This window comes from Erythrobacter sp. (genome assembly GCF_039988855.1).
Lineage (GTDB): Bacteria > Pseudomonadota > Alphaproteobacteria > Sphingomonadales > Sphingomonadaceae > Erythrobacter.
The window spans coordinates 349,600-375,196 of the sequence record NZ_JBDXIY010000015.1 but is presented as its reverse complement, the minus strand read 5'-3'; the positions used below and the strand labels follow the sequence as shown (position 1 = coordinate 375,196).

General features: G+C 52.8%; 20 protein-coding genes. 10 read left to right on the top strand and 10 right to left on the bottom strand.

Features of this window, described 5'->3' with window-relative positions; genetic code table 11:
• Positions 1–113: 113 nt before the first annotated feature.
• The 5 genes from ABJ205_RS04630 to ABJ205_RS04610 form a co-directional block, all read right to left on the bottom strand.
• Positions 114–1,490, bottom strand: coding sequence for an L-serine ammonia-lyase (locus tag ABJ205_RS04630; RefSeq protein ID WP_348160583.1), 1,377 nt, complete (start codon positions 1,488–1,490; stop codon positions 114–116).
• A gap of 84 nt (positions 1,491–1,574) precedes the next feature.
• Positions 1,575–3,011 carry an aldehyde dehydrogenase family protein gene (locus ABJ205_RS04625; protein WP_348160584.1) on the bottom strand — a complete coding sequence of 479 codons (1,437 nt, stop codon included), beginning with the start codon at positions 3,009–3,011 and terminating at the stop codon, positions 1,575–1,577.
• Between the two features lie 42 nt (positions 3,012–3,053).
• Positions 3,054–4,310, bottom strand: coding sequence for an FAD-dependent oxidoreductase (locus tag ABJ205_RS04620; RefSeq protein ID WP_348160586.1), 1,257 nt, complete (start codon positions 4,308–4,310; stop codon positions 3,054–3,056).
• On the bottom strand, positions 4,307–5,239 hold the full coding sequence (locus ABJ205_RS04615) for a proline racemase family protein (RefSeq protein WP_348160588.1): 933 nt from the start codon (positions 5,237–5,239) through the stop codon (positions 4,307–4,309). The genes ABJ205_RS04620 and ABJ205_RS04615 overlap by 4 nt, the downstream gene beginning before the upstream one ends.
• A 3-nt stretch (positions 5,240–5,242) precedes the next feature.
• Positions 5,243–6,187, bottom strand: a complete 945-nt coding sequence (locus ABJ205_RS04610; RefSeq protein WP_348160590.1) for a dihydrodipicolinate synthase family protein — start codon at positions 6,185–6,187, stop codon at positions 5,243–5,245.
• Positions 6,188–6,329: 142 nt separating this feature from the next.
• Here ABJ205_RS04610 and ABJ205_RS04605 point away from each other — a divergent pair, with 142 nt between their 5' ends.
• Positions 6,330–7,058 carry an AraC family transcriptional regulator gene (locus ABJ205_RS04605; RefSeq protein ID WP_348160592.1) on the top strand — a complete coding sequence of 243 codons (729 nt, stop codon included), beginning with the start codon at positions 6,330–6,332 and terminating at the stop codon, positions 7,056–7,058.
• Between the two features lie 113 nt (positions 7,059–7,171).
• Here the strand turns inward: ABJ205_RS04605 and ABJ205_RS04600 are convergent, their stop codons facing one another.
• A complete protein-coding gene (locus tag ABJ205_RS04600; RefSeq protein ID WP_348160594.1) occupies positions 7,172–8,113 on the bottom strand; it encodes a hypothetical protein in 942 nt (313 codons plus the stop codon).
• A 195-nt stretch (positions 8,114–8,308) separates the two neighbouring features.
• Here ABJ205_RS04600 and ABJ205_RS04595 point away from each other — a divergent pair, with 195 nt between their 5' ends.
• The 4 genes from ABJ205_RS04595 to ABJ205_RS04580 are packed head-to-tail and all read left to right on the top strand — an operon-like array spanning position 8,309 to position 12,844.
• Entirely contained in the window at positions 8,309–9,469 is a 1,161-nt protein-coding gene (locus ABJ205_RS04595; protein WP_348160596.1) for a GNAT family N-acetyltransferase, read from the top strand.
• Positions 9,462–10,007 carry a GNAT family N-acetyltransferase gene (locus tag ABJ205_RS04590; protein WP_348160598.1) on the top strand — a complete coding sequence of 182 codons (546 nt, stop codon included), beginning with the start codon at positions 9,462–9,464 and terminating at the stop codon, positions 10,005–10,007. The genes ABJ205_RS04595 and ABJ205_RS04590 overlap by 8 nt, the downstream gene beginning before the upstream one ends.
• A complete protein-coding gene (locus tag ABJ205_RS04585) occupies positions 10,004–11,329 on the top strand; it encodes a hypothetical protein (RefSeq protein WP_348160600.1) in 1,326 nt (441 codons plus the stop codon). The genes ABJ205_RS04590 and ABJ205_RS04585 overlap by 4 nt, the downstream gene beginning before the upstream one ends.
• A gap of 36 nt (positions 11,330–11,365) precedes the next feature.
• Positions 11,366–12,844, top strand: a complete 1,479-nt coding sequence (locus ABJ205_RS04580; protein WP_348160602.1) for a lipopolysaccharide biosynthesis protein — start codon at positions 11,366–11,368, stop codon at positions 12,842–12,844.
• Positions 12,845–12,950: 106 nt separating this feature from the next.
• Here ABJ205_RS04580 and ABJ205_RS04575 read toward each other — a convergent pair whose 3' ends face one another.
• Positions 12,951–14,078 carry an alpha/beta hydrolase gene (locus ABJ205_RS04575; protein ID WP_348160604.1) on the bottom strand — a complete coding sequence of 376 codons (1,128 nt, stop codon included), beginning with the start codon at positions 14,076–14,078 and terminating at the stop codon, positions 12,951–12,953.
• A gap of 67 nt (positions 14,079–14,145) precedes the next feature.
• Between ABJ205_RS04575 and ABJ205_RS04570 the strand changes: the two genes are divergently transcribed.
• Both ABJ205_RS04570 and ABJ205_RS04565 read left to right on the top strand, forming a co-directional pair.
• The gene (locus ABJ205_RS04570; protein WP_348160605.1) at positions 14,146–14,559 is read left to right on the top strand and encodes a helix-turn-helix transcriptional regulator; all 414 of its coding nucleotides are present in this window, start codon (positions 14,146–14,148) and stop codon (positions 14,557–14,559) included.
• Between the two features lie 116 nt (positions 14,560–14,675).
• Complete coding sequence (locus ABJ205_RS04565; RefSeq protein WP_348160606.1) at positions 14,676–16,451, top strand: hypothetical protein; 1,776 nt, start codon at positions 14,676–14,678, stop codon at positions 16,449–16,451.
• A 469-nt stretch (positions 16,452–16,920) separates the two neighbouring features.
• Here the strand turns inward: ABJ205_RS04565 and ABJ205_RS04560 are convergent, their stop codons facing one another.
• Entirely contained in the window at positions 16,921–18,360 is a 1,440-nt protein-coding gene (locus tag ABJ205_RS04560) for an alpha/beta fold hydrolase (RefSeq protein ID WP_348160608.1), read from the bottom strand.
• Positions 18,361–18,742: 382 nt separating this feature from the next.
• Here ABJ205_RS04560 and ABJ205_RS04555 point away from each other — a divergent pair, with 382 nt between their 5' ends.
• On the top strand, positions 18,743–19,870 hold the full coding sequence (locus ABJ205_RS04555) for a BCCT family transporter (RefSeq protein WP_348160610.1): 1,128 nt from the start codon (positions 18,743–18,745) through the stop codon (positions 19,868–19,870).
• A gap of 17 nt (positions 19,871–19,887) precedes the next feature.
• A complete protein-coding gene (gene betA, locus ABJ205_RS04550; protein WP_348160612.1) occupies positions 19,888–21,576 on the top strand; it encodes a choline dehydrogenase in 1,689 nt (562 codons plus the stop codon).
• Between the two features lie 448 nt (positions 21,577–22,024).
• Here the strand turns inward: betA and ABJ205_RS04545 are convergent, their stop codons facing one another.
• Together ABJ205_RS04545 and ABJ205_RS04540 are read right to left on the bottom strand one after the other, a co-directional pair.
• Positions 22,025–22,897, bottom strand: a complete 873-nt coding sequence (locus tag ABJ205_RS04545) for a TonB-dependent receptor (protein ID WP_348510037.1) — start codon at positions 22,895–22,897, stop codon at positions 22,025–22,027.
• 74 nt (positions 22,898–22,971) lie between these two features.
• Positions 22,972–23,367 carry a hypothetical protein gene (locus ABJ205_RS04540; RefSeq protein ID WP_348160613.1) on the bottom strand — a complete coding sequence of 132 codons (396 nt, stop codon included), beginning with the start codon at positions 23,365–23,367 and terminating at the stop codon, positions 22,972–22,974.
• Between the two features lie 305 nt (positions 23,368–23,672).
• On the opposite strand from ABJ205_RS04540, the gene ABJ205_RS04535 reads away from it, so the two are divergent.
• Positions 23,673–25,433, top strand: coding sequence for a hypothetical protein (locus tag ABJ205_RS04535; RefSeq protein WP_348160615.1), 1,761 nt, complete (start codon positions 23,673–23,675; stop codon positions 25,431–25,433).
• Positions 25,434–25,597 lie beyond the last annotated feature (164 nt).

Genomic DNA, 25,597 nt, shown 5'->3' with positions numbered 1-25,597 from the left:
TTTGCCGTTTTGTATAAGAACTATGCTGCGATCACTATCAGTTCGCCAATAGCATTCCAGCCGCGACCACTATTGATGGTATCGGCTCTTTCAAGAAATCGATTGGCGATCAATCAGCACTCGACAACGTTTACCGCCAGGCCACCTTGGCTTGTTTCCTTGTACTTTGATGACATATCCAAGCCGGTTTGACGCATTGTTTCGATTACTTGGTCCAGCGAGACACTTGGTAAGTCTGACCTATTGATCGCCAGCCTCGCCGCGTTCGCGGCTTTGACAGCTCCAATGGCATTGCGTTCAATGCAGGGGATTTGAACCAGTCCCGCGACAGGATCACAGGTCAGACCCAGATTGTGCTCCATCGCGATTTCAGCGGCGCTTGTCACTTGGACCGGAGTCGCCCCCCAAACCGCAGCCAGCCCGCCCGCTGCCATTGAGCATGCGACACCAACCTCCCCTTGGCAGCCCATTTCCGCGCCTGAAATAGACGCACGCTGCTTATACAACAATCCAATGCCGCCAGCAGTCAGCAAGAACTCTCTTGCCGGTCGAGGGTCCTTGTGATCATTCAAGCAATAATGGCGGAGAATTGCGGGAATGATGCCTGCTGCACCGTTCGTTGGTGCCGTGACAACTTGACCGCCTGATGCATTTTCTTCGTTAACGGCCATCGCGTAGACGTTAAGCCAGTCGAAAATCTGCTCACGCTCGTTGGAATTGGGTTGAGCGGCCAGCTTGTTCCAAAGCGACGGAGCTCGTCTCTGAACCTTGAGCGAGCCGGGTAGCAATCCCTGTGTGACAAGGCCCCGATCGATCGATCCCATCATGACTTTGATCACCCGATCAAGCATTTCGTTGGTTACTTCTCGTGCTCGAAATTCGTCTTCATTTGCTGCGACTATCTGCGCGATTGAAGAGCCATGCTCATCACAAATCTCGAGCAGCTCGCGCGCTGAGGAGAAGGGATGCGCGACCTTCATCCCAGTATTAATCAGATCGTTGCAGGCAGGGGCTTCGAGTTGTTGGCGAGTGGCAATAAAGCCGCCGCCGGTTGAGAAGTAAGTTTCTTTGATCAGAATGCGTTCGCCTGAACCAAATCCGATCAGTTCCATCGCGTTCGGGTGCAGCTCTGGGACTGTCTCGAAGTCAAAAATGATGTCGCGTGCCGGATCAAAATCAATTTTACGCAGCCCAAGAATTGGGAGCTTCTTGCTAGAGCAAACATGGTCATGAGCGCCCTGTGCGCCGCGTATATCAATTGTTTCGGGGCAATAGCCAAGCAGCCCATAAATGACCGCAAGCGGCGTGGCATGACCCTCTCCTGTAAATGCAAGAGAGCCCTGCAATCTGACTTTGAGATGCTCCAATGCTGGAATATGGCCGCCATCATGCAACGTATCGGCAAAGCGTTTTGCGATACGCATTGGCCCCACGGTGTGCGAACTTGATGGTCCAATGCCTACCCTAAAGACGTCTAGGACGGAGAGCATCAGTTAGACCGAACTAGCAAGGAAAGAAACTCCCGGAGTTTGAAACGCTTAAGGGTAGCCATGTTTGGAAAAACCCCTGTCTTTTCATGGGTTAGTATAAGCTGTTTTGACCACTGTATAGAAATCTTTGGCGTATCCCCCTTGCTCACGAGGTCCAAAGCTGGACCCTTTCGTCCCGCCAAACGGAACATGATAGTCAACCCCGGCGGTGGGAGCATTGACCATCACCATACCCGCTTCAATCTCGCTTTTGAAGCGCGACGCTGATCGAAGTGAGTTGGTGCAAATCCCAGCGGATAATCCGAAACTCGTATTGTTCGCCACCGCAATCGCTTGGTCGAAGTCGTCAACCTTGATTACCGAAGCAACCGGACCAAATATCTCTTCACGATTGATCCGCATAGTATCGTCAGTAGCGACGAAGAGAGCCGGTTTCTGGAAGAACCCTGGAGTGCTCCGCTCAATTGTTTCGCCGCCGGTCAGCAATTGAGCACCCTCGCCTTTGCCGATCTCGATGTAGCGAAGGTTTTTTTCCAGCTGAGCGTGATCCACCACCGGTCCAATCTGAGTGCCGTCCGCAAGCGCATGATCAACAATCAGGTCATCAATGCCGAGCCTGACCTTCTCCACAAACTGATCATGGATTTTCGCCTCAACAATCAATCTGGAAGAAGCGGTGCAGCGTTGTCCAGTTGAGAAATATGCCCCCTGAATCGCACAGTTTACGGCGTTGTCGAGGTCGCAATCATTGAGAACGATCAATGGGTTCTTTCCGCCCATTTCGAGCTGGTATCGCGCATTGCGGCCGCTGCACGCTTCGGCGACAATTGCTCCTGTTTTTGTGGAACCGGTGAAACTGACAGCTTTGATCCGTTGATCATGCAAAAGTGGTTCGCCAATCTCCGCACCTTCACCAATGATCATGTTGAAGACGCCGTTCGGCAATCCAGCGCGAGAAATGATCTCTGCCAGGGCCCAGGCACTTCCGGGCACGAGTTCTGCTGGCTTGAATACGACTGTATTTCCGAATGCCAAAGCTGGCGCGATCTTCCATGCCGGAATTGCGATTGGGAAGTTCCAAGGAGTGATGATCGCAATCGGGCCCACCGGTTGACGGAAAACCTCAACGTCGATCCCAGGACGCACTGATTGAAGGGTTTCTCCTGCGATCCTTAAAGCCTCGCCCGCGAAAAATTTGAAGATTTGCCCGGCCCGCGTGGCCTCACCGATGCCTTCGGGCAACGTCTTGCCTTCCTCACGCGCAAGTAGCCGGCCCAGTTCATCTTTGCGGGCCAAGATTTCGTTGCCGATGGCATCCAAACAGTCTGAGCGGTGCTGGATACTGCTGTGCCGCCAATCCGCGAATGCTTGGTGAGCGGCCTCTATCGCATCAGAAGCCTGTGCAGCTGTTCCCTTTGCATACTCACCAATGATGTCATTTGTATCCGATGGATTGATGTTGATCAGATGGTCATCTGAACCGGTCCATTGGCCTGCGATCAAGTTCTGAAATTTATCCATAGTTGAGGCCTTTCAATGCCTGCCGACGATTTGTCCTCGTCGTTAAAATCTGTTCGGGGAATAGGGGATTGGGTCGATGTGCGTTGTGCGGCCAGAGATTAGCTCAGCGACAAGTTTCCCCGTCGCGGGGGCTAGCGACATGCCAAGCATGTTGTGGCCTGTCGCGCAGCATAGATTTTCGATATCTTGGAATGAACCAATGATAGGCAGACTATCCCAAGTCATAGGGCGCCAACCATACCACTGTTCAACACTGGCGCTGGGCAGCTTTCCTACCAAATATTGAGAGGCGGCGTGACGTAGTTGATCAAGCCGGTAGGGCGGAATCGTCTTATCGAACCCAACAAACTCCATCATCGAACCAATGCGGAAACCACTCTCAAATGGAGAGATGCCAACGTGATGTTCTGGAAAGAGCATAGGAACCTTTGGTGCGTGGTCCAGTCGCTCCATCGTAATTGAGTACCCTTTACCCGGCTCGATTGGGAGATTGGAACCAAACATACTGGCAAGTTGGCCACTAACAGCGCCAGCCGCCAGCACATAATGATCAGCCGAGAATTGCTCTTTCGATGTGACTATCGACGTGATTTTGGAGCCGGTTCTTTCAATCCGCTCGACAGACGCGCCCTCGACAATCTTCACGCCCTGCATTCGCAAGTGCGCCAACCACCCCGATGTCAAACCATCTGGCCGAACACTTGAGTCATCAGGGAAGTGAAAGCCTCCCATAAGATCGGGGACAAGTGAGCCATCAAAAGAGGTGAGCTCAGCGCCGCTTAGACATTTTGATTCTATGCCATAGTTCTCATGCAAGATTCTTGCTGTTTTGGCGAAATCATCAACGCCTCTGGCGGTCTTGAAGGCGTAAAGCAGACCGGTTTGCTTCCATTCACTGCCATTGATCTTACCCGCAACAAGCCGCGTATATTCCTCAATTGAGGATTGTAGCATCGCGTGAAGATGATGCCCATTTTCGAGCATGGCGGTGCGAGTGCATCGTCTGGCGAATTGCCACATCCAGTTGATGAATGAAGGGTCAAATCTCGGCTTCACACGGAACGCTGCTGTTGGATCAAACAGCGATGCAAACCCCTCTCGTAGCGCCGATGGTTCCGCCAATGGAAGCGCATGGCTGGGACAGATATATCCGCAGTTCCCATAAGAGCATGCCCCCGCCATCGTGCCGCTCTCAAGGATAGTTACAGAGTGCCCTGCCTCATTCAGGTAATGCGCACAGGCAATTCCAACGATGCCGCCACCAATAATCACGACAGATTGCGGGGTACCGGTCGTCATGCCTCAAAGCCTTGAGCAAAAGGATCGCCGGGCTGCTCAATGATTTCAATATCGCCAACAATATGCGCACTTCCGGTAATGGAAGGAATAACCTGTCCGGTTTCATCCCGCCGATATGAACCAACAAAGCGACTGCCGATGATGCTCTCTTGCACCCAATGTTCACCCGGCATGAGTTTTCCATCTTCGGCAAGGCAGGCAATCTTGGCGCTGGTGCCGGTGCCGCAAGGTGATCGGTCATACGCAAGACCTGGGCAGAGTACGAAATTGCGACTGTTGACGTCTGCCTTTTGGCTCGACGCAAAGAATTCAACGTGATCGATCTCAGCGCCGTTTGCTCCAAAGATCCCATTCTCTACCAAACCTCGCTTAATCGCGGATGCCACCTTGGTCAGTTCGGGGATGTTATCGCGAGACAAGTCAACCGGGCACTGATCAGCGAGGAAGAACCAGTTCCCGCCCCATGCGACCGTCCCTCTGACCTTGCCAACGCCGTCGATCCAAAGGCCAACATCCTTGTGCAATCTATAGCTGGGGACATTCTCAACTGATACTTCATTGATTGACTTGAGCTCAACGCGAACGATGCCGCTTGGCGTATCAATGAGATGAGAGCCAAGTGGCAGTCGCCCGAGATAGGCGAGCGTAACAGCAAGACCGATCGTGCCATGCCCGCACATTCCGAGATAGCCTGCATTGTTGAAGAAGATTACCCCAGCCGCGCACTCAGGGTCGGGAGATTGGCATAAAAGCGCCCCAACCATCTCATTAGAGCATTTGGGTTGCAGAATGGTTCGACGCCTAAGATCGTCGTGATCTTGCGCCAAACGTTTGAGTTGATCCTTTAGCAAGCCAGCCCCCAGATCGGGGCCGCCGCCGATAATCACTCGTGTTGGCTGCCCACCTGTGTGAGAATCGATGGCCCGCATAGCTCACACCGCCCCCGGCCAGCTGTCCCACCAGCGACGAAACAGCTGCCATTGCGCTTCCAAATATGCCCGCTGGGTATTAGGAAGGACATCGCTGGCATGGAGCTGATGAGCATACTCGGGATTGCCCTCAAGAACCATCAAATGCTTGTAATAGAGAACGAGGTCCGGGCTCTCATCAAAGGTAGCCAAAACATGGAGAGCCTTGTCGAGCTCCCAAGCAAGCCTGCGAGCCTCGGCATCGCCCTGCGCAGCTTGCTCGCAAAGCTGAACGAGACGAAGAACTTCGCGCGGCAGCGCATTGCCTATACCTGTGATCGCGCCATTGGCGCCGCAATTCACAAAGCCATGAAAAGCCTGGGTATCGACTCCAACCATAAGCGCAACATCGGGATCGGCGGTAGTGATGTATTCAGCCGCGTATCGCATGGATTGTGCGCCGCCGAACTCCTTAAACCCCACAAGGTTTGCGTGTTCTTCACGCAGGTCGAAAAATAGATCCGCCTTGGTCTCAAAACCATAATAGGGACTGTTATAGATAACCGCCGGAAGATCAGGAGCCGCATCCAGAATATCGGCAAAGTGGAACCTTTGCGCGGCCGGAACATTACCTCGTGACAAAACACGAGGAATGACCATCAAACCTGTCGCTCCGACATCCTGCGCATGCCTTGCCAGTGTGACAGCTCGCGCTGAGTTCTGCGCACCTGTCCCAACAACAACAGGTAGATCAGCGGCGCACAGCCTTGCGACACCTTCCATTCTTTGTTCGTCGGTCAAGAGCGGCCAATCACCCATGGAACCACAATAAATCAGGGCAGACATCCCCGCATCAATCAGCTCTGCGCCTTTCCGGACGAGTGAATCGTAGTCAATGACGCCAGCAGCATTGCACGGCGTCATGAGCGCCGGCATGCATCCCGAAAATACAGTTGTGACCTTGGGCATACTCTACTCTCCACCAAAGCTCGGCGCTGCAAGTGTACAGTGCCAATTCAATGACAAGGAGATATGCGTCTCTCCCTGTATTGTATTGATTGGCAGGGAAATCTAAACTTGAATTTTGGTATAAAAATGTCATTGTTGATGAATGACAAAAGTCAGCTTCCGGTCAGTCGATCTTGATGTAGTCACCGATCTGTATGACCAACTATCTGATGTGGTCTTCTTCGCAAAAGACAGGATTGGCCGCTATCAAACTGTCAATCAAACGCTTGTCGAAAGGTCTGGCCTTGCCGGCAAGGCTGCGCTTATTGGCCAAACGCCTTCCGAACTCTTCGGCACGAACTTGGGCAAGAGTTATGAGCGGCAGGATATGTCTGTGGTCTCGACGGGGCGCAGCATAACGCAGAAGTTGGAAATGCACGTTTATGCCAACAGGACCGTTGGATGGTGCCTCACGAGCAAACATCCTGTTTTGGGCAAAGAGGGTACGGTTATTGGCCTCATTGGGATATCTCAAGACATCCGCTCTCCCAACATGTCGCGTTCTGAGTATGATGAAGTTGCAAGCGTAGTGGAATGGGTTTTCGAGAACCTTGAGAGCCTTCAATCGATCCAACAAATCGTCAATTTGACAGGCATGTCGCAGTTTAAACTCAATCGACGTTTTCGGGCGGTCTTTGATCTTGACTTAGGTCAGTGGATTATAAAGCAGCGCATAGATCGAGCGCAGAAGCTCCTAACTGAAACTGCCGCTCCGATTGCTGAAATCGCCTTTGCAGCTGGCTACTCCGACCAAAGCGCCCTCACACGCCAGTTTCGACTCTCTACCGGCCTAACGCCTCGACAATTTCGTCTCCTCGCAACTCCTGAATGACTGCGCCTGGATCTCTCGCGAACGTGCGGCGCAGCAGAATTTTCAGGAAAACACTCAGCTTGGAAGTGCGAACTCTTGGCTTCCTATTGCTGGCTCAGCGCTAAGGAGAGGGTTTAGCCCAACCTTGCCGCAATGTGACTTGCGGGCAGATCACGGATCATGTCCCGGCCAAGAAGACCCAATATTCGGTTCTGGCGCAGTAGCGCCCCAGATTTGAAGGATGATAAACCTTCATCAGTCAGCGCCGACGATGGCATAAGACCGCGCACATAGGCGCCAATAGAACAATAGATTTGTGCGGTGCTGGCATCGCTTGTTTGGGTTTCTTTTTGGTCTAATCGAGCGGCGCGTTCCTGCTCAATGAAACAATCCAATTCGATCGAGGCCAAAGCGTATTGATACCAGTTGTCCGGTTCGCAAACGAGGTCATCCAAGGCAATCGTGGGTGACTTGCCTTGCGGTGAGCAATCAATGCAAAATTCAAGAAATTCGTGAATTTTCTTGACGCTACCTGCACAGGCCATCCCATTGAAGGAGATAAAAATGCCGTTGTCATCTGCATAATCATACAGCACTTTCGCAGGCACAGGCTGATTTTGCGCGATCAGGCAATCCGCATTTTCCATCATATGTCGGCAGATCATGAAGACACCGGAAATGAATTGGAATTGGCTGGTCAGATCGTCGCTAACCCTATTGGGAACTTGTGCCTGAGGACGGAAACGCATTTGATAGGCAATAAGAGCAATACTTGCGCGCGACAGAATGTAGAGGTCCCAGATACCGAGTGGATCGGCCCTACCCTGATCGCCAACATGACGGGCCTGCACAGCTTTAGTAATCGCGAGCGCTGCTTCAAAGTTCTGCATTGCAGTCCGAAGAGCGGACACGTTAATCAAACACCCACTGCGAGATCCTTCATACTTGCAGGTGATTTTTTCAGCTGGGACGTGGTGGTTTAGCGCGAAGGGCCGAGTGTTCTCTTCGCCCAATTGGCGACCACTTTCCGAATAGAGCGCCGATACACCATGCCAAAGGCCATAGTGGAATTCCATATCACGAGAATTCCACGGTTTGGGCAGCGCGGGCCATAAGAGAGTCTTTATTAACTCACGCAAGGGTATTTTTCCCAAATTAGGACTGGATCATCTTTAGCCTACTCAAGACTTTAGAGCCAGCTAGCTCAATAAGCGTTTAAAATCGACTATTTATCCAACCCTTAAAAGGCCATCGTTTCGAGCCAGAGAGCTATGCATTCATCCATTTCGCCCAAGTCCGCAAACACCAGTCACACCAGAGCAGATCATGCTCTTTCGTGGCTATGCGGTGCGTTGACCCCCAACGGTTTGGACGCCTTGGCAACCGAGTGGGAAGATTTGGCTCAAGCGGCAAGTGAAAAGAACATATTTCAGTTCCCAAAGTTCATTCGCAATTCCCTGCCGCTGCTGGCCGATCAAGAGCCCAAAATTGTAACTGTCCGGCATTCAGGGTTGCTGATCGGTATCGTGATACTGCGCCGCGACATGGGATATGCAAAATTGCCGGTCCCATTTTGGAAAAGCGCGCTGCACCCGGAACAGTATCTCGGCTCGCCATTGGTGCGCGCTGGTTTCGAAGAAGAGTTTGTGACGGGATTGACCTCTTGGTTGGACCAAGCATCGCTCAACTGCGGTTTTGTGCAATTGGCAAAAATATCGGGCGATGGCCCCCTCGCGCACGCTTTGTTTAAACACAGCGATGCAACCGGACGGGGCATCATCGTGGCTAACAGGCATAAACGCGCTGCCATTGCACCCACGGCCAGATGCGGTACCAAAGATGACAGCCATCTCACTTCCTCTCGGCGCAAAAGCATCCGCAGAGCCCAAAAGCGCCTCCATAATGCGGGCGAGATATCCATCGAGAGGTTGAGCGAGAGAGATCAATTGGACGATTGGGCCGATCAATTTCTCGAAATGGAAGACACCGGATGGAAACACGAAGCTGGCTCATCCATCCTCTCTTGCCCTAATGAGACCGCTCTCTACAGGGCAACAATACGAGACTCGTTCGAAAGCGGGAACCTCACCCTCACAAGGCTCCTTATGAATGGCAAGCCAATCGCCTTCACACTGGACGTGTTAGCTCCGCCGATAGGGTATTGTCTGAAATCGGCGATCCTTCCGGAATATCGGAAATTCTCTGCAGGAGTGTTGATGGAGTTTGAAACTCTCAAATACTATCTGGGCCAAGGTAAGCTCGACTTGATCGATTCCTGCACGCATCCTGATAACACCATGCTCAATGAACTTTGGCCGGATAGACGGGAAATCATGGATATAGCGGTTTCAAGGCGCGGTCTGATATATAGTTCGATTTTCGCAGGCACTCGCGCCGCTAAGGCGATTATGCAGAGGTTCTCTCATGTCTGAGATGCAAGAAACAGGCGGGCGTTTGTCAAAGGAAGCCGCCGTGGTGCGTCCGCTCGACCGCAAGAACACGGCATTGCTTAAGTCGATGATTGGCCTGTTTGAGCAAGGCCAGGAACCGCACCATCAATCGTTCCCGCAACATTTTGGTCCGGCAGTTAACCGCCCCGCAATTTCGGCCTATCTTCAAGGCTTCTTGAAACCGCGCAATCCATTTCGCAGCCGTTACGGCTTTGCGAAGGGACTGTTTATCAAGGATGATCTGGTTGGCTATCTGCTCTACCGGCTGTCCGAGATCAACGATATCTTCTATGGGAAGCCTCGCTGGCACTGCCATATTGAGGATATTGTCGTCCATGAACGGGCTCGTGGTCTGGGCGGGGCTTCGGCTTTGATGGACGCATTGCTGGACGAGCTTTCCCCGCTGGGCGAGTGTGCGATTTCTGGCATCGTTTGGAGTGGTAACTCGGCATCGCAGGCGCTATTTCAAAAACAAGGTTTCAATCCGCTTTCACAGAGTTTTTATAAGGTGATTTCATGAACTCCTTTCGCCTTTTCGCATGTCTCGCGCTGCTTGGCGGTGCGTCTTGTTCTGAGCCGGTGCCGGAAAATTCCATCCCGCTTTCCGGTGCCTCTCCTCACTTGCTCTTGTTGGTCGGTGATCAGGATGAGCAGGACGAAGACTTCATCACAATTTTGAATGTCGACCCGGCATCGGAACAACGCGGGCAGCCCTTGGGCTCGACTCCAATCGGGTACAAAGCATCAATGGTGCATCATATGGAATATGAAGCGCCGCCCAAAGGTGAGCCCATCTTCATGAATGGCCACCACCATGAAATGACATTTATCGTCGATATTTCCGACCCCAATGCTCCGGTAATTGCCAGCACATTTGGCGCTCCGTCTCCGCTGCGCTTCCCCCACGATTACGCGCGCACGGCCCAAGGCACGCGATTGGTCGGTTTTTTGCGTAGTTCTGGTGAGAGCCCTGACCCCAATGAAACGACCAATCCAGGCGATCATGGGGGAATTGCAGAATATTCCATGACCGGTGAACTGATCCGGACAGCTTCGGCTGAGGCCCCTGGATATGCCAAGGCGATCCGCCCCTATTCCTTTGCTCAGCTTCCTGAAATGGACCGGATCAGCGTCACAAGCGCCCCCATGATGGAACAATCGTGGGCTGAGGTTGTCCAGATCTATCGTTATTCCGATTTCGAACTGCTGCACACGCTCGACCTTAAAGTGGGCGTGGATCACGCAGGCAACCCTGTCGAGGGCCTCAACGGAGCCAGCTTTGGGCAGCACGTCCTCGATGACGGATCCGTTTTCCTCAATTCTTACGGTTGCAATTTCTATCACTTAAGCGCGATCGACAGCGACAAACCACAGCTGGATCTGGTATATTCGCTCCCAACTGACCCCGCAAAGAACCCCACCCAAATTCGCGGTGCTTGCGGCGTACCATTGCTGATTGGTCAATATTGGGTGCAACCCATTGGCAAGAAACAGCAAGTTGTCGTCCTCGACATTTCGAACCCAAAGTCGCCCAAAGAGGTCTTTCGGTTGGATACGCCAGAAGGATTTGCACCGCATTGGATGGGTAAAGACCCGGCAGGCAACAGGCTGATCATGGGCGCAGAACTTGGCGGGGAGCAGGGTTTTTACATGCTGCGCTTCGACGAAAGCACAGGGCGTATAGAATTCGATTCCGAATTTGCTGATTACACCAGCGACAGCCTGCTCAATGTGTTCCGCTCCAAAAGTCCCGGTTACATTTCATTAGATCGAAAAGCATGGCCTCACGGGGCAACGGGTCCGGCATGGGGTCATGCAGCAGTCTTCTTTGACGCTGGTTAGAATGAGACTTGTTCTGCTTCCCATGTGTCTCTTGCGATGAGTGAAACGCTCTCATTCGGTGAGCGTGTGCGCAAGGCTTTGATCTGGCGTTCGGGTACACAGATTCTTGCTCAACTCATCTCTTGGGGCAGCACTCTAGCGGTAATCCGCATCCTTGACCCGTCGGACTACGGCCTGTTTGCAATGACACAGGTTGTGCTTGTCTTCTTGAGCTTTCTTAATGGTTATGGGCTGGCAAGCTCAATCATCCAAAATGAAGAGGTTGATCCGCATCGATTGAGGCAAGCCTTTGGCGCCTTGTTGCTCCTGAATGGAGGGCTTGCCGCTTCGCAATTCCTGCTCGCCCCGTGGATTGCCGAGTTTTATGGCCAACCGATCATTGCCGATTTGCTCCGCGTTCAGGCGCTAATTTTCCTCGCAACACCGTTTATTGTCCTGCCTGAGGCGGTCTTGGCACGTGAATTGGAGTTCAAGAAAACAGCGCTCATAAACCTGCTCTCAGCGGTAGTTGGAGCGATCGTCGCTCTTGGCTGCGCTCTATCGGGACTTGGCGTGTGGACCCTGGTTTACGCGGCGTTGGCCATTTTTTGGACACAGGGCATTGGATTGTTCCTATTTGCCCGAATGTTCATCTGGCCCAGCTTCAATTTTCGCGGCTCGAAGGATATGTTCACATTTGGCGGAACGATCCTTTTGGCGCATGTGCTTTGGACGGTTCAAAGCCAATCAGACATTTTCATCGGTAGCCAAACGCTCACGACCTATGAGCTTGGTCTTTATGCAGAAGCCTTGTTTCTCACGACAATTCTCGCGGCAAAATTTATCCCGCCTTTGAACGAGGTCGCCTTTCCCGCCTATTCGAGAATGCAGAGCGATCCGCACGCTGTGCGCCGCGCGTTCCTCAAAGCTGTCCGCATCATCATGATGGTAGCCTGCCCATTCTATCTCGGGATGGCGGTAACAGCGCAAGAGCTGGTCCATGTTGTACTGGGAGAGAAGTGGTTGCCGATGGTGCCGATTGTGTCGGTGATGGCTTTGGTTATGCCGCTAATGACGCTGCAAATCCTGTTTGCCCCGCTTAACAATGCGATGGGCCATCCCGAGATTTCATTGCGTACAACTTTTGTGGGCGCGGTTGTGATGTCGTTCGGATTTTGGGTTGGGTCGCAATTTGGAGTGATGGGCTTGGCCTATGCTTGGGTCGGGGGATTCCCGCTCGTAACGATCGCAACCATTTTGCTTTCAAAGAGACAGTTGCAACTGCCAATTTTGGAGCTTGTCCAATCGATATGGCCCGGACTGATCGCCGCCGTGATCATGGCTTGCGCAGTCCTTTTTGCAAAAGCGGTTCTCCCGCCCCTGCCCGTCTTGGCCAGTTTGCCAATTTATGTTCTGCTTGGAGCCTGTGTCTATGCTGGCATTCTGTATGGGCTCGCGAAACCGGCATTGATCGAACTCTTTCAGCTAGCCTTTCGCCGCAAACTGAACGACCTTGCCCCATCGGATGGCAGATAGAACCGCAAAAGGTGAAACGCCTGACCTCTGCGACAAGAAGATTGTGATTCCAACGACAAAAGGATGGGGCATATATGGTGATCGCTTCGATGGAAGTGCGACACATTCAGCGCATTAACGCTTCCTCGTTCGCTTCGGCGTGGCTCATCATCCACCGGACGTTTTCCGCTGCCAACTCCATACTGCGATCAGCATCACGCGAGCGGAATCGTTCCAAATGATGGCGCGGGCTGTCCCAGTAATTGACGCGTACCGGTACATCGGCACTGGCGGCTTGCTCCGCCAATGTAACAGCGTCATCAAAATGCATATCATAGCGGCTGCAATGGATCGCTAATGGCGGGAAGCCGTCCAGCCGAGCATAGTTGGGAGACGCACGAGGGTCAGTTGGCAGTGTTTCACCAAGGTATAACCGCGCGCAGAATGCGGCGGTTTCCATTCGGAATGGGCTGTCGCTGGAAAGGCTTTTGGTAAGGTAAGACCAACCGCGCATCGAAAGGTCAGCCCAAGGTGAAAATAACATTGCGCCAGCGGGCATTGGCAACTTTCGCGCCCGAATTTCCAAGAGCATCGAAAGCACTAACGTGGCGCCCGCACTATCTCCTGCGATCAGAATATTCGACGGTGAATGCCCTTTCGCGATAAGATCGAGATAGAGATCGGCAAGATCATGGATCGGCGCTGGAAAGGCATATTCCGGCGCCAATCGGTGGTGGCCCATCACAACTTGACAACCACACGCCTCCCCCAATCGAAATGCCAATCCTATTTGCGATGGCGCGGGAGGCAAAATGAAACCGCCACCCGGCACATAAATCAAGATGGGTTCTTCTGATTTCTTCTCAGGAGAGGGATCGTGTGATGCAACATCAAACTCATCCGCATCACGCCACACATCAATCGCCGCACTGTCGTGCCAACCAGCATCTTCGGAAGCCGGTGTGACAGCCGATACTGGCGAAAAAATGCTAAACTTGCCGCTGGCAACCGCGCTACGATAATTGGCAAGTCGGTCTGCAGCGCCCTCATAACCTGTTTCTTGCGACACTGCAGATCGGATTGCACGCAGCAGAAAGAACTGGATAAAGCGGTTTTCAACCCGCGCGGAAAAATCCGACCAGACCTGACCGAATACACCTGCCTCTCGCGCGATTTGACGCGCGATAGACATCGCTTCCAGCTGTGCCAAACGGACAGGGATTTGGAGCGTGCCCTTATTCGCAGAGCTACCCATACTTGGGGAATCTAAGGTCGCAGTATTTCCCATGGCTATGCTATAGAGCAAATAGGGGAGGTTTTAAATGCCAGGCGAAATTGGCGATGATCGCAAAGCAATGAAAAGGCGTATGCTCAAATCATTGGGCCAGGCGCGCTATGATGGGGTCACCTTGTCTTCAGAGCCTGTTTGGATTGACCGGCTAGCTGAAATCCTTGAGCAATTACCAGATGAGACAGTCACCGCTTTGGCCGCACGAGTGGACAATGCGCGCGGAGCCGAGCTCGTCAATTTTGATGAAATGGCAGAGGTTTTTGGGCTCACACCGGCGGAAACCAAGATCGTCGAAAGCGTTGTTGAAGGCCTGTCAATGCCAGAACATGCCCAGCGCCACGCAATCTCGGTCAACACTGCACGCGTGCATATGCAGCGCGTGCTGAGCAAAACCAACACCCACCGTCAGACTGATTTGCTCCGGCTTGCGCTCCAACGGCGCTGAACTCCACTCGCAGGTGCCGATGTAATTAGTTTGCATGACGCGCGGGGAATCACGCCCTCCTAACCCTTTGCCGCGACCTGCATTGCGCAGCGTCGCCGCAACAGGGAGAAATCAGCATGGGCAAACAAAAACTAAAAATGGGGGTGGCGTTGATCGCCATGGCAAGCGGCGCATCATTGGCCAGCGGTGCCGCTGCCGCGCAATCTACACCAGAGCAAAGCGCGCAATCGGCTGGAGCGATTCCTAACACTGACGTCGTTGCAGAAGCTCAAAGGCGACTTCATTACTTTGAGTTGACTCTTCGCGCAGCGGAGGCGGCTCGATTGGAAAATGATTGCGATACTTGGGAAGGCGACTTGGAGTCGGCGGAATCTCAGCTGCATATGGCTCACGAGAGCATCAAGGCAGAAATGTCACAGCAACTCCAAGACCACAAGTACCGATATTGCTTCAATGAAAACAACGATCCATTCGGTGCTGTAAGCGTGCAGCCCGAAACCAGTGATGAGAGCGCTCGCGATGTCGTCAGTGTGATTGATGTCACCTCAAAGCCTGGAGCGGATTACGAGTTCATTATTGCGCAGCTGCAAGATTTGGGAACGCGTTGTGAGAATCCCGATGGCAGCAACCGCGAATTTCTGGAAGGCCAGAAAGACCGCTATGGGCGCTATTACCGTGAGATCGAAGCCCTCGAAGACGGGTTTCGCGAACTGTCGTTAACCACCGACGATCGCGAAGCGGCTCACGGTTATGCCGCCAATGCCCGGAAATATGAGGAGGCACTTGAGGGCCTACCCAAACCATGGGAGTTTCCTTGCTCCAATGAAACTACGCCAGCTGATAATGCAGTGGAAGGCGGAGACTTTACTGTTGCTTCAGAATCGGGCCTGCGAATTCCAAACTTGCGCGTTTTGCGTGGGGGAGCCGCATATGGCCGGGAAACGGTCCCCTCGACCGGGATTGGCTTTCGGCGAGAAGGCGCATTGGGGACTGCGCTAGAAACCTTCGCAACGGAAACACCGGATAGTGTCGATGGTTTTGGCGTTTCCGCCAAAATTTATTTCGAACGCTTTGCTATTGCCGCCGGCTACCGCGAAGGCGATGCCAGCGCATCTTCCTCTATCGCGCCGAATAGCGGGGTCGATTCAGGCCTTGTCTATGGTGACCTGTCTCCGGACGGCAGCTCTGGCATTGCCACCCCATTCGGGCTTGATAGCGAGATTGAGGTGGATACCAGAACTTATGGCTTTGGCGGCTCGTATAATGTCCATGACTCAGTGTTTTGGCCTCGACGGCACGAGGCATTTGGCGCGGATATAATGCGCAATCAGCTGTATGTTCAAAGAGCGGCGATCACAGCGGGTTACCAGCATGTCGATCGCGACTATTGGGGATATGCTGGCTATAGCGGGGTTCAGACTGGGTCTACCTTTGAATTTTCCCAAACTCGCGATCAGGAAATCAGCGAAGATCAATTCCATCTCGGAGGGGAAGTCGATCTTGTTTTTCCCTTGTCAGACAGGTTCGCTATTCGATCTCAGACCGGAGGCGGCGTCTACTACCGGGATACGTCGCTGGATTCGGTGGAAATGAACCAGAACAATTTCACCGGACCGCCTGATGAGATGTTCACAGTGACGATTGAGCGCGATGACCAGGGGATCGGCTTTCAAGGGAATGTTGATTTGTTCATCGACTTCAACCTTGCACCGGGATCAGGTCCGGGACCAATCTTGAGCATTGGGGGCGGCATCGAATATCAATCGAGCACCGGTGCGATCTTCAATCCAAGCTCCGGCGATCAGGTGTTCTTCGACGGGCTGACCACCGATCTGGAGACCGATGACACTTTCCGATGGTTCGCAGGGGCAAGTATTACCGCTCCATTCTGAGCGCGCCGCGCGCCCATGCCGGCGTGCCAGACGGCGGGAGTGATTGTCCATATGGCAAGCACTCCCGCCGCTTTGCTACAATGCTGAAAGGCGGTCCGAATGAATTTGGACAAAGGGAATACTGAGCACTTCTTATTGCAATTTCACGCAGAGAACGCCGAATGAATAATGGACAGCTGCTCAGGCGGTCTAAGCTCAAAAATTGCCGCTGGATGACCGAAACTCGCCATCTCAATCGCACCCGCCGTGCCGCTCAAAATTGAGAAGTCACGGCCATCAAGCGAGAATCGTCATCAACGAAATCTAGGTAGCGGAGGAAGGATTTGAACGCCCGGCACGCGGATTATGACTTAGGCGGCAATGGCTGGTAGACGCGCCTACGTAGACGCGTTTTAACTCGTTGAACGACTGCTTTTGGAATGGCGGACAGTCAAGCGCGGCGTCCGCTTCTGGGGGTGGAAGTGAATTACTACTTCCTACAGGCCTCGACCGTCAGTCTATCACCTTCAGGCGTCTCTAAGCCGCAGTCCTTCCCTATGAAGTCTCGGACCGATCGTTTCAGCTCATCCGGAGCTGTCATAAGGATAAAATGGGGTGCTCGTTCAACGGGAACCAACTCAATGTTCCCCACATCTTTCAGTTTCGCGACGTGCTCTTCAGCTCCATGATAAGGTGTCTTCGGATCGAGAGTGCCCTGAAGCACAATTGACCGGGGGAGAGTGGCGGGCAGAACACCAAAATTCGCATCGCGTTGATAGGTGGGAATGCCTCCTGCCAACAACAAAGACGGCAACGGGCTGGCGAAGAGAAATGCCTCTTGCTCGCGTTCCACAACCTCTGCCGTCAATTCTGGGCGCGCATTGTTCTCCGAGCGACTGATCAAACTCACCAGCGGGATCGAAGAGACGCTCTGCGGATAAGGTCCAAGCACAGAACCCAACACACCAAGCCTGTCGATTGCAAATTCGAGCCAAGCTGCATCATTGGCTCGTAATCCTGCAATCACATTGGGCAGCATCTCACGCGTCTCGGGAAAGTCGAGCAACGCCGACAGTTGATATCTCAGGTTACCATTGACCACCACCTCGATATCCTCACGGTCCAGCAGTCGGTGGACCGCTTGCTCTGCGCCGTCCGGGAAGTATTGATCACATTCAGGACGTGCATCGCAACCGCGTAACACCTCGCGGCCAACACGATCGGTCACCGCCGACCGATGACTCAAATCAAGTTGGCTGTTGCTTTCGAGTGGAACGAGAGAATCAAAGATGACACCATCGATGCCAGGCTGGGCGCCAAGACTGAGCAGTCGCAACACCAATTGAGTGCCGTAGGAGACGCCATAAACATACTTGTGCCCATCAGCGTCGAGACGAGACATCAACAACTCGAGATCGCGCGCTGCATTAGAGATAGTGAAGGCCATGGTACGCTCGGCCTTTGTGTTAAGGAAGCCGAAGCAGGTGCCCCATTCACTACCCGCGAGCGAGCTCCCTGCTTCGCTCGCTACTCCCTCCTCTTTCGGGCATAGCCTCGTCGAGAAGCCCGTCCCGCGGTGGTCTGGAATAAGCAAATCGAACCCTGGTGCAGCTGCCCGCAAAGTGTCGACAAAGGGGTAGAATGACGCCCCGGATTCTCCCGGACCTCCTGCAACCAACCATATCTGGCCCTTTGCGCGCCCCTCGGCTGGAAACTTCCTAACGAAGAGTTCAATCGTTCCAGCGTTGGGGGCGCCATGGTCGAGCGGCGTTTCGAACAATGCGCACTGTGTCGCCCTCAACGATGCATGCGAACTGGAATCCTCGCACTCTGCAAATTCATCTCTCGGTGCCTCGTTTTGCGCCGCGGCAGGTGTCGCCAATGCGTTGGCGGCTAGCAAAATTACGAAGAATCGAACTGTATAAGGCATTGTTTCCTCGTTCTAAACGGAGTGCACGGATGCTTTAGAGCGAACCCTAGGTCGTGCAAGCACAGAGTATTGATGGCGTAAGGAATGTCATAGCAAGACCCCCGCATACATTCCGTGTTCCAATGATAAATATGTCTGTTCTTGGGTCGTTAGCGGAAAGTCTGCTTTCGACCAATTGTCATCTCAACGCCGACATTCTGCTACCTGCTCAGTTTCTGAAATAGAAACGAACGTAACGACACTTCTGTCTTACCTGCATCTGGCGAGAAATTTGTGTGCGCGATTGTTCGTCGTTGCGAATAATGCGAGCGTGATATGGCCTCGATGATTGATATCCACCATGGTCACTCATCTGACACTGGGACAAGGGCTAGAGAGACGCATGAATTTGATCCTCACGGTCGCCATGGCCATCACACTCGCTACGGGTGTTGTGATCCTCCTGCGCTTTGGTCAAACACGGCTGAAGGGCGAAGAACCTCAAGTGCTCACAACGTTTATGGCGATCCTTTTCACATCAGGATTGGACGTTGGGTTGATTATGTTCCCCCTGACCGAGTTCCCGGTCTACGAAGCAGAAGCGGAATATAGTTTCACAAACGCGTTGGCGATTGAGTTTGGTTTTTGGGGCTTCTTGATCTGGGCCTTCTATTTTCTGACCACGTTTTATTTCTGCGCTGTCGAGCCCAAGCTTAAGCTCTTCGAGTTGTGGCCGATCCGTTGGATCAACAATCTGACAATCATCGCAACCTGTGCGTTCACAGGCTTTTTGTTCTTGAGCTACCTACCGACCTATATCGACGGTATCTCCGATCTCGCCCGTTACGGATTGGTGGCCTTGGTCGTTTTGATTGCGGTGTGTTCCAGCACCGATATCCGGTACGTTAAATGGTTGAGCGTTGGTTCAACGGTTCTGTTTTTCGCGCTTATCGCATTGGTTTGGACGATCAGTGGATTGAGCACCACGGAGTGGCTCACGACATCATCCAATCTGGGTGGATACTTTGCAAACTTGCCCAAATTCATCGCGCCCCTAACCGATTATCACGCTTTTTATCTCTTCTGGTGGTTCGCCTGGAGCATTATGATCGGGCAGTTTGTCGCTCGTTTTGTCGGAGGCTGGAAAGTCTGGCACTTGCTCATCGCTTTGTTGGTCATCCCATCGCTTCCAATCGCCCTTTGGTTCTGCGTCTTGTTCTTTGTCCATAGCGAAGGGCTGGTTCTATCGAGCCAGATACGGTTTGTAATGGTGACCGTCGGGGTTATTTTCGTGATCAACTCTTTGGATTCACTGACCCGGCTTTACTCCGAAAATCTGAACCTGACCGTCCCAAAACTCGGCTTGAACCGCTACATCGTGACACATTGGCTGCTGCTGTTTGGGTTGATCCTGCTGTACCAACTCACACCGCTAAAGATTGAGTGGATTGGCCTCGTTGTCATTGGACTATATGGCTGCATTTACACGCTTGTTTTCCGCCGCCGTGCGGATTTGCTTTCATCAGGTTAGAATAGGATTGCTGCTTAGTGGATCAGAAGTTTGACTTCATCATCGTGGGCGCGGGATCAGCTGGTTGTGTGCTGGCGAACCGCCTGTCGGCAAGCGGCAAACACAATGTGGCTTTGTTAGAAGCCGGCGGAAGCGATCGAAATATCCTGATCCAGATGCCGACGGCCTTGTCGTACCCGATGGCTTCCGAGCGGTACAATTGGGGCTACGATTCCGATCCGGAACCGGCGGTCAACAATCGGCGCATCACCTGCCCTCGCGGTAAGGGGCTCGGCGGGACATCGTCTATTAATGGCATGGTTTATGTTCGCGGCCACGCCTGCGACATTGATGAGTGGGAAGCGGAGGGCGCTGAAAACTGGAGCTACGCGGATTGCTTGCCGTACTATAAACGGGCCGAAACCTGGCAAGGCGGGGAAGACGATTATCGCGGCGGTTCGGGTCCGTTGGGCGTTGGTGGCGGTAACAACATGACCCGCAACCCCCTGTATCAGGCATTCATCGATGCAGGGGTTGAGGCCGGATACCCACGTACGGACGATTACAACGGGCACCGCCAAGAGGGTTTTGGCCCAATGCATATGACGGTCAGCGGGGGCGTTCGCGAATCGACTTCGCGTGCCTATTTGCGGCCCGCAATGAAGCGGTCCAATCTAACCGTCTTCAAAGGTGTTCTTGTCGACAAGGTCTTGTTTGACGGTAATCGCGCGGTCGGTGTGTCGGGAACACGCGGAGGCAAGATTTTTCAGCTACATGCGAACCGCGAAGTCATATTGTCGGCAGGATCGATCGCTTCTCCGATGATACTGCAGCGATCAGGAGTGGGCCCGGCAGCTTTGCTTAAGAGCGTGGGCATCGAAACCAAGCATGACCTGCCCGGAGTAGGTCAAAACTTGCAAGATCATCTCGAGGTGTACTTCCAATATCGGTGCAAGCAGCCGGTAAGCCTCAACAACAAGTTAGGGCCGATTAGCAAGCTGATGATCGGCTTAGAGTGGGTCATGTTCAAAACCGGACTTGGCGCGACCAATCACTTTGAATCCTGTGCTTTCATTCGGTCCAAAGCAGGGCGCATATCACCTGATATCCAGTATCACTTTCTACCCGCTGCCATGCGCTACGATGGTACACCTTCGATCAATGGCCACGGGTTTCAGGTGCATGTGGGGCCGAATAAGCCATCCAGCCGCGGGCAAGTGGCGATCACATCGGTCGATCCAGACGCCCCGCCGAGCATCGTTTTCAATTATTTGTCGGACAAGAAGGACGTTGAAGACTGGCGTCGATGTATCCGGCTCACTCGGGAAATTATCGGCCAAGAGGCGATGGATGAATTCAGGGGAGACGAGATCCAACCCGGCGCGGATATAACTTCTGACGAAGAGATCGATGACTGGGTGCGTGACAATGTTGAGAGTGCCTATCACCCCTGCGGGACCTGCCGCATGGGTTCAGCCGATGACATCAAAACCGTAACGGACAGCGCGTGCCGTGTCGTCGGTGTTGAAGGTCTGCGCGTCGTTGACGCATCAGTCTTCCCGACAATTCCATATGGCAACATCAACGCGCCAACGATTATGGTGGCTGAAAAAGCGGCGGATATAATCTTGGGTGAGACACCGCTGCCGCGCTTGGAATTACCTGTCTGGATTGAAGACAACTGGGCGGAGGTTCAAAGGTCGAGGGAGCCTTTAAGGCAGGTTTAGAGACGGATTTAAGCCCGAAGGATGTTGGGCGGCACAGCGCCAGCATAGCGCAACCCAACACCACCAGGCTTTCGATCTAAAATCGTTGCGGAAAGTCTGAGATTTGCTCCGTGCAAAACGTAATCGGATGTCCCGCTTATCGCTTAGTTCCAACTTGCAAACAGGCTGGTTATCACTGTGTGCCCATCGATCGAAAACCCCATCGTTTCCTTGTCAACAAGACCGTTCGATCTGGAGCGAGCCGCCAAGTTAATGCGCAGCACATGCGTATCATTAAGTTTACCGGGCTGTTTAAGCTGAATTTGTGCTCTTTCCCAAAAGTAGAAAGTTAGCCTTTCCGCCCAAAACCAGACCGGAGTCTTCCTTCCGACACTGGGCCGCTAGTTCCGCGCGCAAGCATGAAACGCTGATGCTTTCCCTATGCCCTTTTTATCGGCCAATTGGCAGTTCAAAAAGAGGTTGAGGCGGTTAGGGTGATAAGGCGCGGCTTGCCCGGATACAAACAGACATCGGTCGTACCGCCAATGAAATAGGTTTCATCAAACAGGTTCTCGATGTTCAGAGCCAGAGCAAAATTGTCAGTCTCATAATACACTGCCGTATCTACACGTGCGGTGGACGGCAGCTCTACTCTGGTTGCAGCGCTGGCATTGGTGAATCGTTTGGACTCGAAGTTGACGCCAAGTGATACACCCACTTCACCGCCAAGCACCGCTGTTGGAACATTATATCTGGTCCAGACAAAACCATCATGTGCCGGAGCGAAAGCGTTTCTGGCACCGATCAAAGAGGTGTCCGGGCTCTCTGATATGATTGAATCTACATAGGCATAGCCGACCCGAATTTGCCAGTGCTCTATTGGCAATACTTGCAGTTCAAATTCTATCCCTTGGCTTTCCAGCTCACCCAAAAGAATGAAATCACCATTGGCATCACGTTCTAGAATATTCGTTTTCTCAATATCAAAAGCGGCGAACGTTACGTTTATTCGTTCATCCCACAACGAAGCCTTTGCTCCAATTTCAATTTGTTTACCGCGCTCTGGGTCAAACGAGCCACCCAATGCATCTCGGCGTTCTACGGAATTCGCGCTGAATGATTCTGTGTAGCTAGCGTAAATTGAAGTCGATTGGGTTGGTTTGAAAACAACACCGCCTTGAGGAAGAAAATCACTAATCGTCTGGCCTTCGGTTGCCCCGCTTACCTGCTCGATAAAGTCGACATCCTGACGTTCGTAGCGACCGCCAACCATTATCGAAAACTGTTCACCTATATCGACAATGTTTTGAATATATGCGCCGTAGTTCCAACGATCAGTTATCCTGTCCGTCCCTGCTGTAATGGCGACAGGTTGCCCGACACCAAATTACGGATTGAAAATGGATATATCGGGCATCACGCTTGATCCAAATCTATTCCGTTCGAAATCAGAACGCTCGAAGATAGACCTCGAAGCGTGAAGCTGTTGGCATTGGTTCCGGATTGGCTAAGGCCGACGGTATAAGGGTATGCATCCGCCAACGTTTCTGCGCGGAGGTCGTCTAGGAAATTCTTGTTCAGAATCGTGACGCAGAGCGGGGTGTTGAGCAGATCACGATTTGATTTCGTAGCGGTTTCGCCTAGCTGGAAATAGGGCTCTTGATTGCCGACAACGACAATCTCATTGCCATCCGGGCTTTCTTCAGAATCACTTGCCTCTTGAGCGGATGCGCTGGCGGTGATCGCAATGCTCAAAGCCGAGAAGCCGGCAGTGTAGCCCAAAAATGAGCGATATTTTGTTGATTGAGCCAATAGCTTGTTCCCTGTAATTTCTGTGTTTTCGCCATTTGTGAGCAATCTGGCATTTCAGGGTGCCATTCATTTTCATACGCAAGACCTGATTGCGTCTGCGAATGGCCGCTTTTGGCATGATTTGGACTCTATCTCGCGGTCTGAGTTTGAGATGTTTTGCAGCCTTCTATGTTTTAGCATCATTGCCTCATGTTAGCGTGGGAGAGGCTTTCCCTCCGGCGCGCGGATTGTGATTTGGGCGGGATTGAACCGGAACAGCCTTTCAGGCAGAGCGTCACCCAAATACTGTTTCAGATAGGAAGCCGATGGCGAATTTCACTCGATTGACTGCACACGGCTTGGTTGTGTTTTCCTTGACGGCCTGCGGCGGATCGGAGTCCTTATCGGGCCCAACAATTGCGGTTAGCATTCCTACTCCAACGCCCAGCCCGACGCCCACACCAACACCAGCACCAACTCCTTCGGCAAACTTTGATTATGGCCGTACGGTCAACAGCGCGGCGAACGCGCCTCTTGCAAGCATCAATACGCAAACAGGTGAGCTGCAATACGCGCTCTACGCGAACCACAATCAAACCAATGCCGATCACATGCTGCCTGATTTCTCCTACGCAGGCTATGGCGGTGGCGGCGTTGCACTACCGACCTATTCCAGCATCCCGGTGCGACAAACTCTTTCTCCCGTTGCAGGAGACAATCGAGCCGCAATTCAATCGGCAATTGATGCGGTATCTGCCCTGCCCGCGGATAGCCGCGGAATTAGAGGTGCGGTCCAGCTCGAAGCGGGAGAATACGAGGTTAGCGGGCCATTGGAGATCACAGCCAGCGGCGTGATTTTGCGCGGTCAAGGACAGCGTGCGTCGGGCACTGTTATCAGGGCGACAACGACCATACCGCAATCCACGCTGATCACCGTCTCGGGGCAAGGCGGCGGTCGCTTGCCCACTGCGGCTTCGGCGGGGGCAACAACCAGTATCACGCAAAGCTATGTCCCTGTAGGCACCAATTCTGTCGAAGTCGCCGATGCATCAGCCTATGCCGCTGGCGATGAAATCGCCATTGTGCGCGAACCCAACGATCCGTGGGTCAGCGCGGCAAGCGGCTTGGACATGGCCCAATATGGTTGGGAACCGGCCACCTATGAATTGGCCATCGAACGGACAATTGTTTCCGTTTCGGGGGACACCATAACTTTTGATGCGCCTGTCACGGACACGATCGAAGCCCAATTCGGCGGCGGATACGTCTACAAAACCGATACATCGGCCCGGCTACAACAAGTTGGGGTTGAGAATATGCGGTTGCAGACTTTGGATTATGATGATGTTTCCCGAGAGAATCGGGCATTTTTTGCAATAGATTTTCGCGAAGTTGAGAACAGCTGGGTTCGTGATGTGACGTCTCAATATTTCTCACAAGCGTTCAATTTCTATGACGGCGCCCGGTTCAACACGATGCAGGATGTTGCCTTCATTGATCCGGATTTCGAAGTCGTCGGCGGACAGCATTATGCTTTCGACTTCAAGGATGCCGGCCAAAATTTCTTTCAGCGCTGCTATAGCAGAGAAGGTCGGCACAGCTTTACTTCGGGCTCGCGGGCAACAGGCCCCAACGTCTTTCTCGATTGCCTTGCAGAAAATAGCACCAATGACAGCGGCCCGCACCATCGCTGGGCGACGGGCACCTTATACGACAACGTAAAAGACAGCCTCTTACGCGTACAAAACAGAACAAACTCTGGTTCGGGTCATGGTTGGGCCGGCGCACAGCAGCTTTTGTGGAACAGTGAATTGGATGAATACGTCATACAGACGCCGTCTTTTGCTATGAACTGGGCAGTTGGCATTGTTGGCGAACGCATCGATGGCAGCTTTTCTCCTAACGAAGCCGATGGCATGATCCAGAATTCAGGAAGCCGCGTCGCGGTGAGAAGCCTTTACTTGCAACAGCTTGAAGATCGCTTGGGCGTTCAAGCAGTGAACAACATCACTCTGCCAATACAACGCACCGGCCCAATTTGGAGCGAGCTGTCCATGTGGGCAGGCGAAGGCAAATTCTCGCCATAGGCTGCTTTCGATACAAACCTTGGAACGTTGGTAGCCCAGGAGGGACTTGAACCCCGACACGCGGATTACTCTTCCAATGGAAAGGGCTGTTAGACGCATCTATCCAGACGCGTAACTCAATTCTCGCTGTCCACTTTTAGGGTGGCAGGCGACCTGACTAACCG

What these genes read in the sequence shown, in the direction of transcription:
- ABJ205_RS04630 (WP_348160583.1), bottom strand. Translation starts at nt 1,490, where the DNA reads ATGCTCTCCGTCCTAGACGTCTTTAGGGTAGGCATTGGACCATCAAGT.
- ABJ205_RS04625 (WP_348160584.1), bottom strand. Translation starts at nt 3,011, where the DNA reads ATGGATAAATTTCAGAACTTGATCGCAGGCCAATGGACCGGTTCAGAT.
- ABJ205_RS04620 (WP_348160586.1), bottom strand. Translation starts at nt 4,310, where the DNA reads ATGACGACCGGTACCCCGCAATCTGTCGTGATTATTGGTGGCGGCATC.
- ABJ205_RS04615 (WP_348160588.1), bottom strand. Translation starts at nt 5,239, where the DNA reads ATGCGGGCCATCGATTCTCACACAGGTGGGCAGCCAACACGAGTGATT.
- ABJ205_RS04610 (WP_348160590.1), bottom strand. Translation starts at nt 6,187, where the DNA reads ATGCCCAAGGTCACAACTGTATTTTCGGGATGCATGCCGGCGCTCATG.
- ABJ205_RS04605 (WP_348160592.1), top strand. Translation starts at nt 6,330, where the DNA reads ATGACAAAAGTCAGCTTCCGGTCAGTCGATCTTGATGTAGTCACCGAT.
- ABJ205_RS04600 (WP_348160594.1), bottom strand. Translation starts at nt 8,113, where the DNA reads ATGGAATTCCACTATGGCCTTTGGCATGGTGTATCGGCGCTCTATTCG.
- ABJ205_RS04595 (WP_348160596.1), top strand. Translation starts at nt 8,309, where the DNA reads ATGCATTCATCCATTTCGCCCAAGTCCGCAAACACCAGTCACACCAGA.
- ABJ205_RS04590 (WP_348160598.1), top strand. Translation starts at nt 9,462, where the DNA reads ATGTCTGAGATGCAAGAAACAGGCGGGCGTTTGTCAAAGGAAGCCGCC.
- ABJ205_RS04585 (WP_348160600.1), top strand. Translation starts at nt 10,004, where the DNA reads ATGAACTCCTTTCGCCTTTTCGCATGTCTCGCGCTGCTTGGCGGTGCG.
- ABJ205_RS04580 (WP_348160602.1), top strand. Translation starts at nt 11,366, where the DNA reads ATGAGTGAAACGCTCTCATTCGGTGAGCGTGTGCGCAAGGCTTTGATC.
- ABJ205_RS04575 (WP_348160604.1), bottom strand. Translation starts at nt 14,078, where the DNA reads ATGGGTAGCTCTGCGAATAAGGGCACGCTCCAAATCCCTGTCCGTTTG.
- ABJ205_RS04570 (WP_348160605.1), top strand. Translation starts at nt 14,146, where the DNA reads ATGCCAGGCGAAATTGGCGATGATCGCAAAGCAATGAAAAGGCGTATG.
- ABJ205_RS04565 (WP_348160606.1), top strand. Translation starts at nt 14,676, where the DNA reads ATGGGCAAACAAAAACTAAAAATGGGGGTGGCGTTGATCGCCATGGCA.
- ABJ205_RS04560 (WP_348160608.1), bottom strand. Translation starts at nt 18,360, where the DNA reads ATGCCTTATACAGTTCGATTCTTCGTAATTTTGCTAGCCGCCAACGCA.
- ABJ205_RS04555 (WP_348160610.1), top strand. Translation starts at nt 18,743, where the DNA reads ATGAATTTGATCCTCACGGTCGCCATGGCCATCACACTCGCTACGGGT.
- ABJ205_RS04535 (WP_348160615.1), top strand. Translation starts at nt 23,673, where the DNA reads ATGGCGAATTTCACTCGATTGACTGCACACGGCTTGGTTGTGTTTTCC.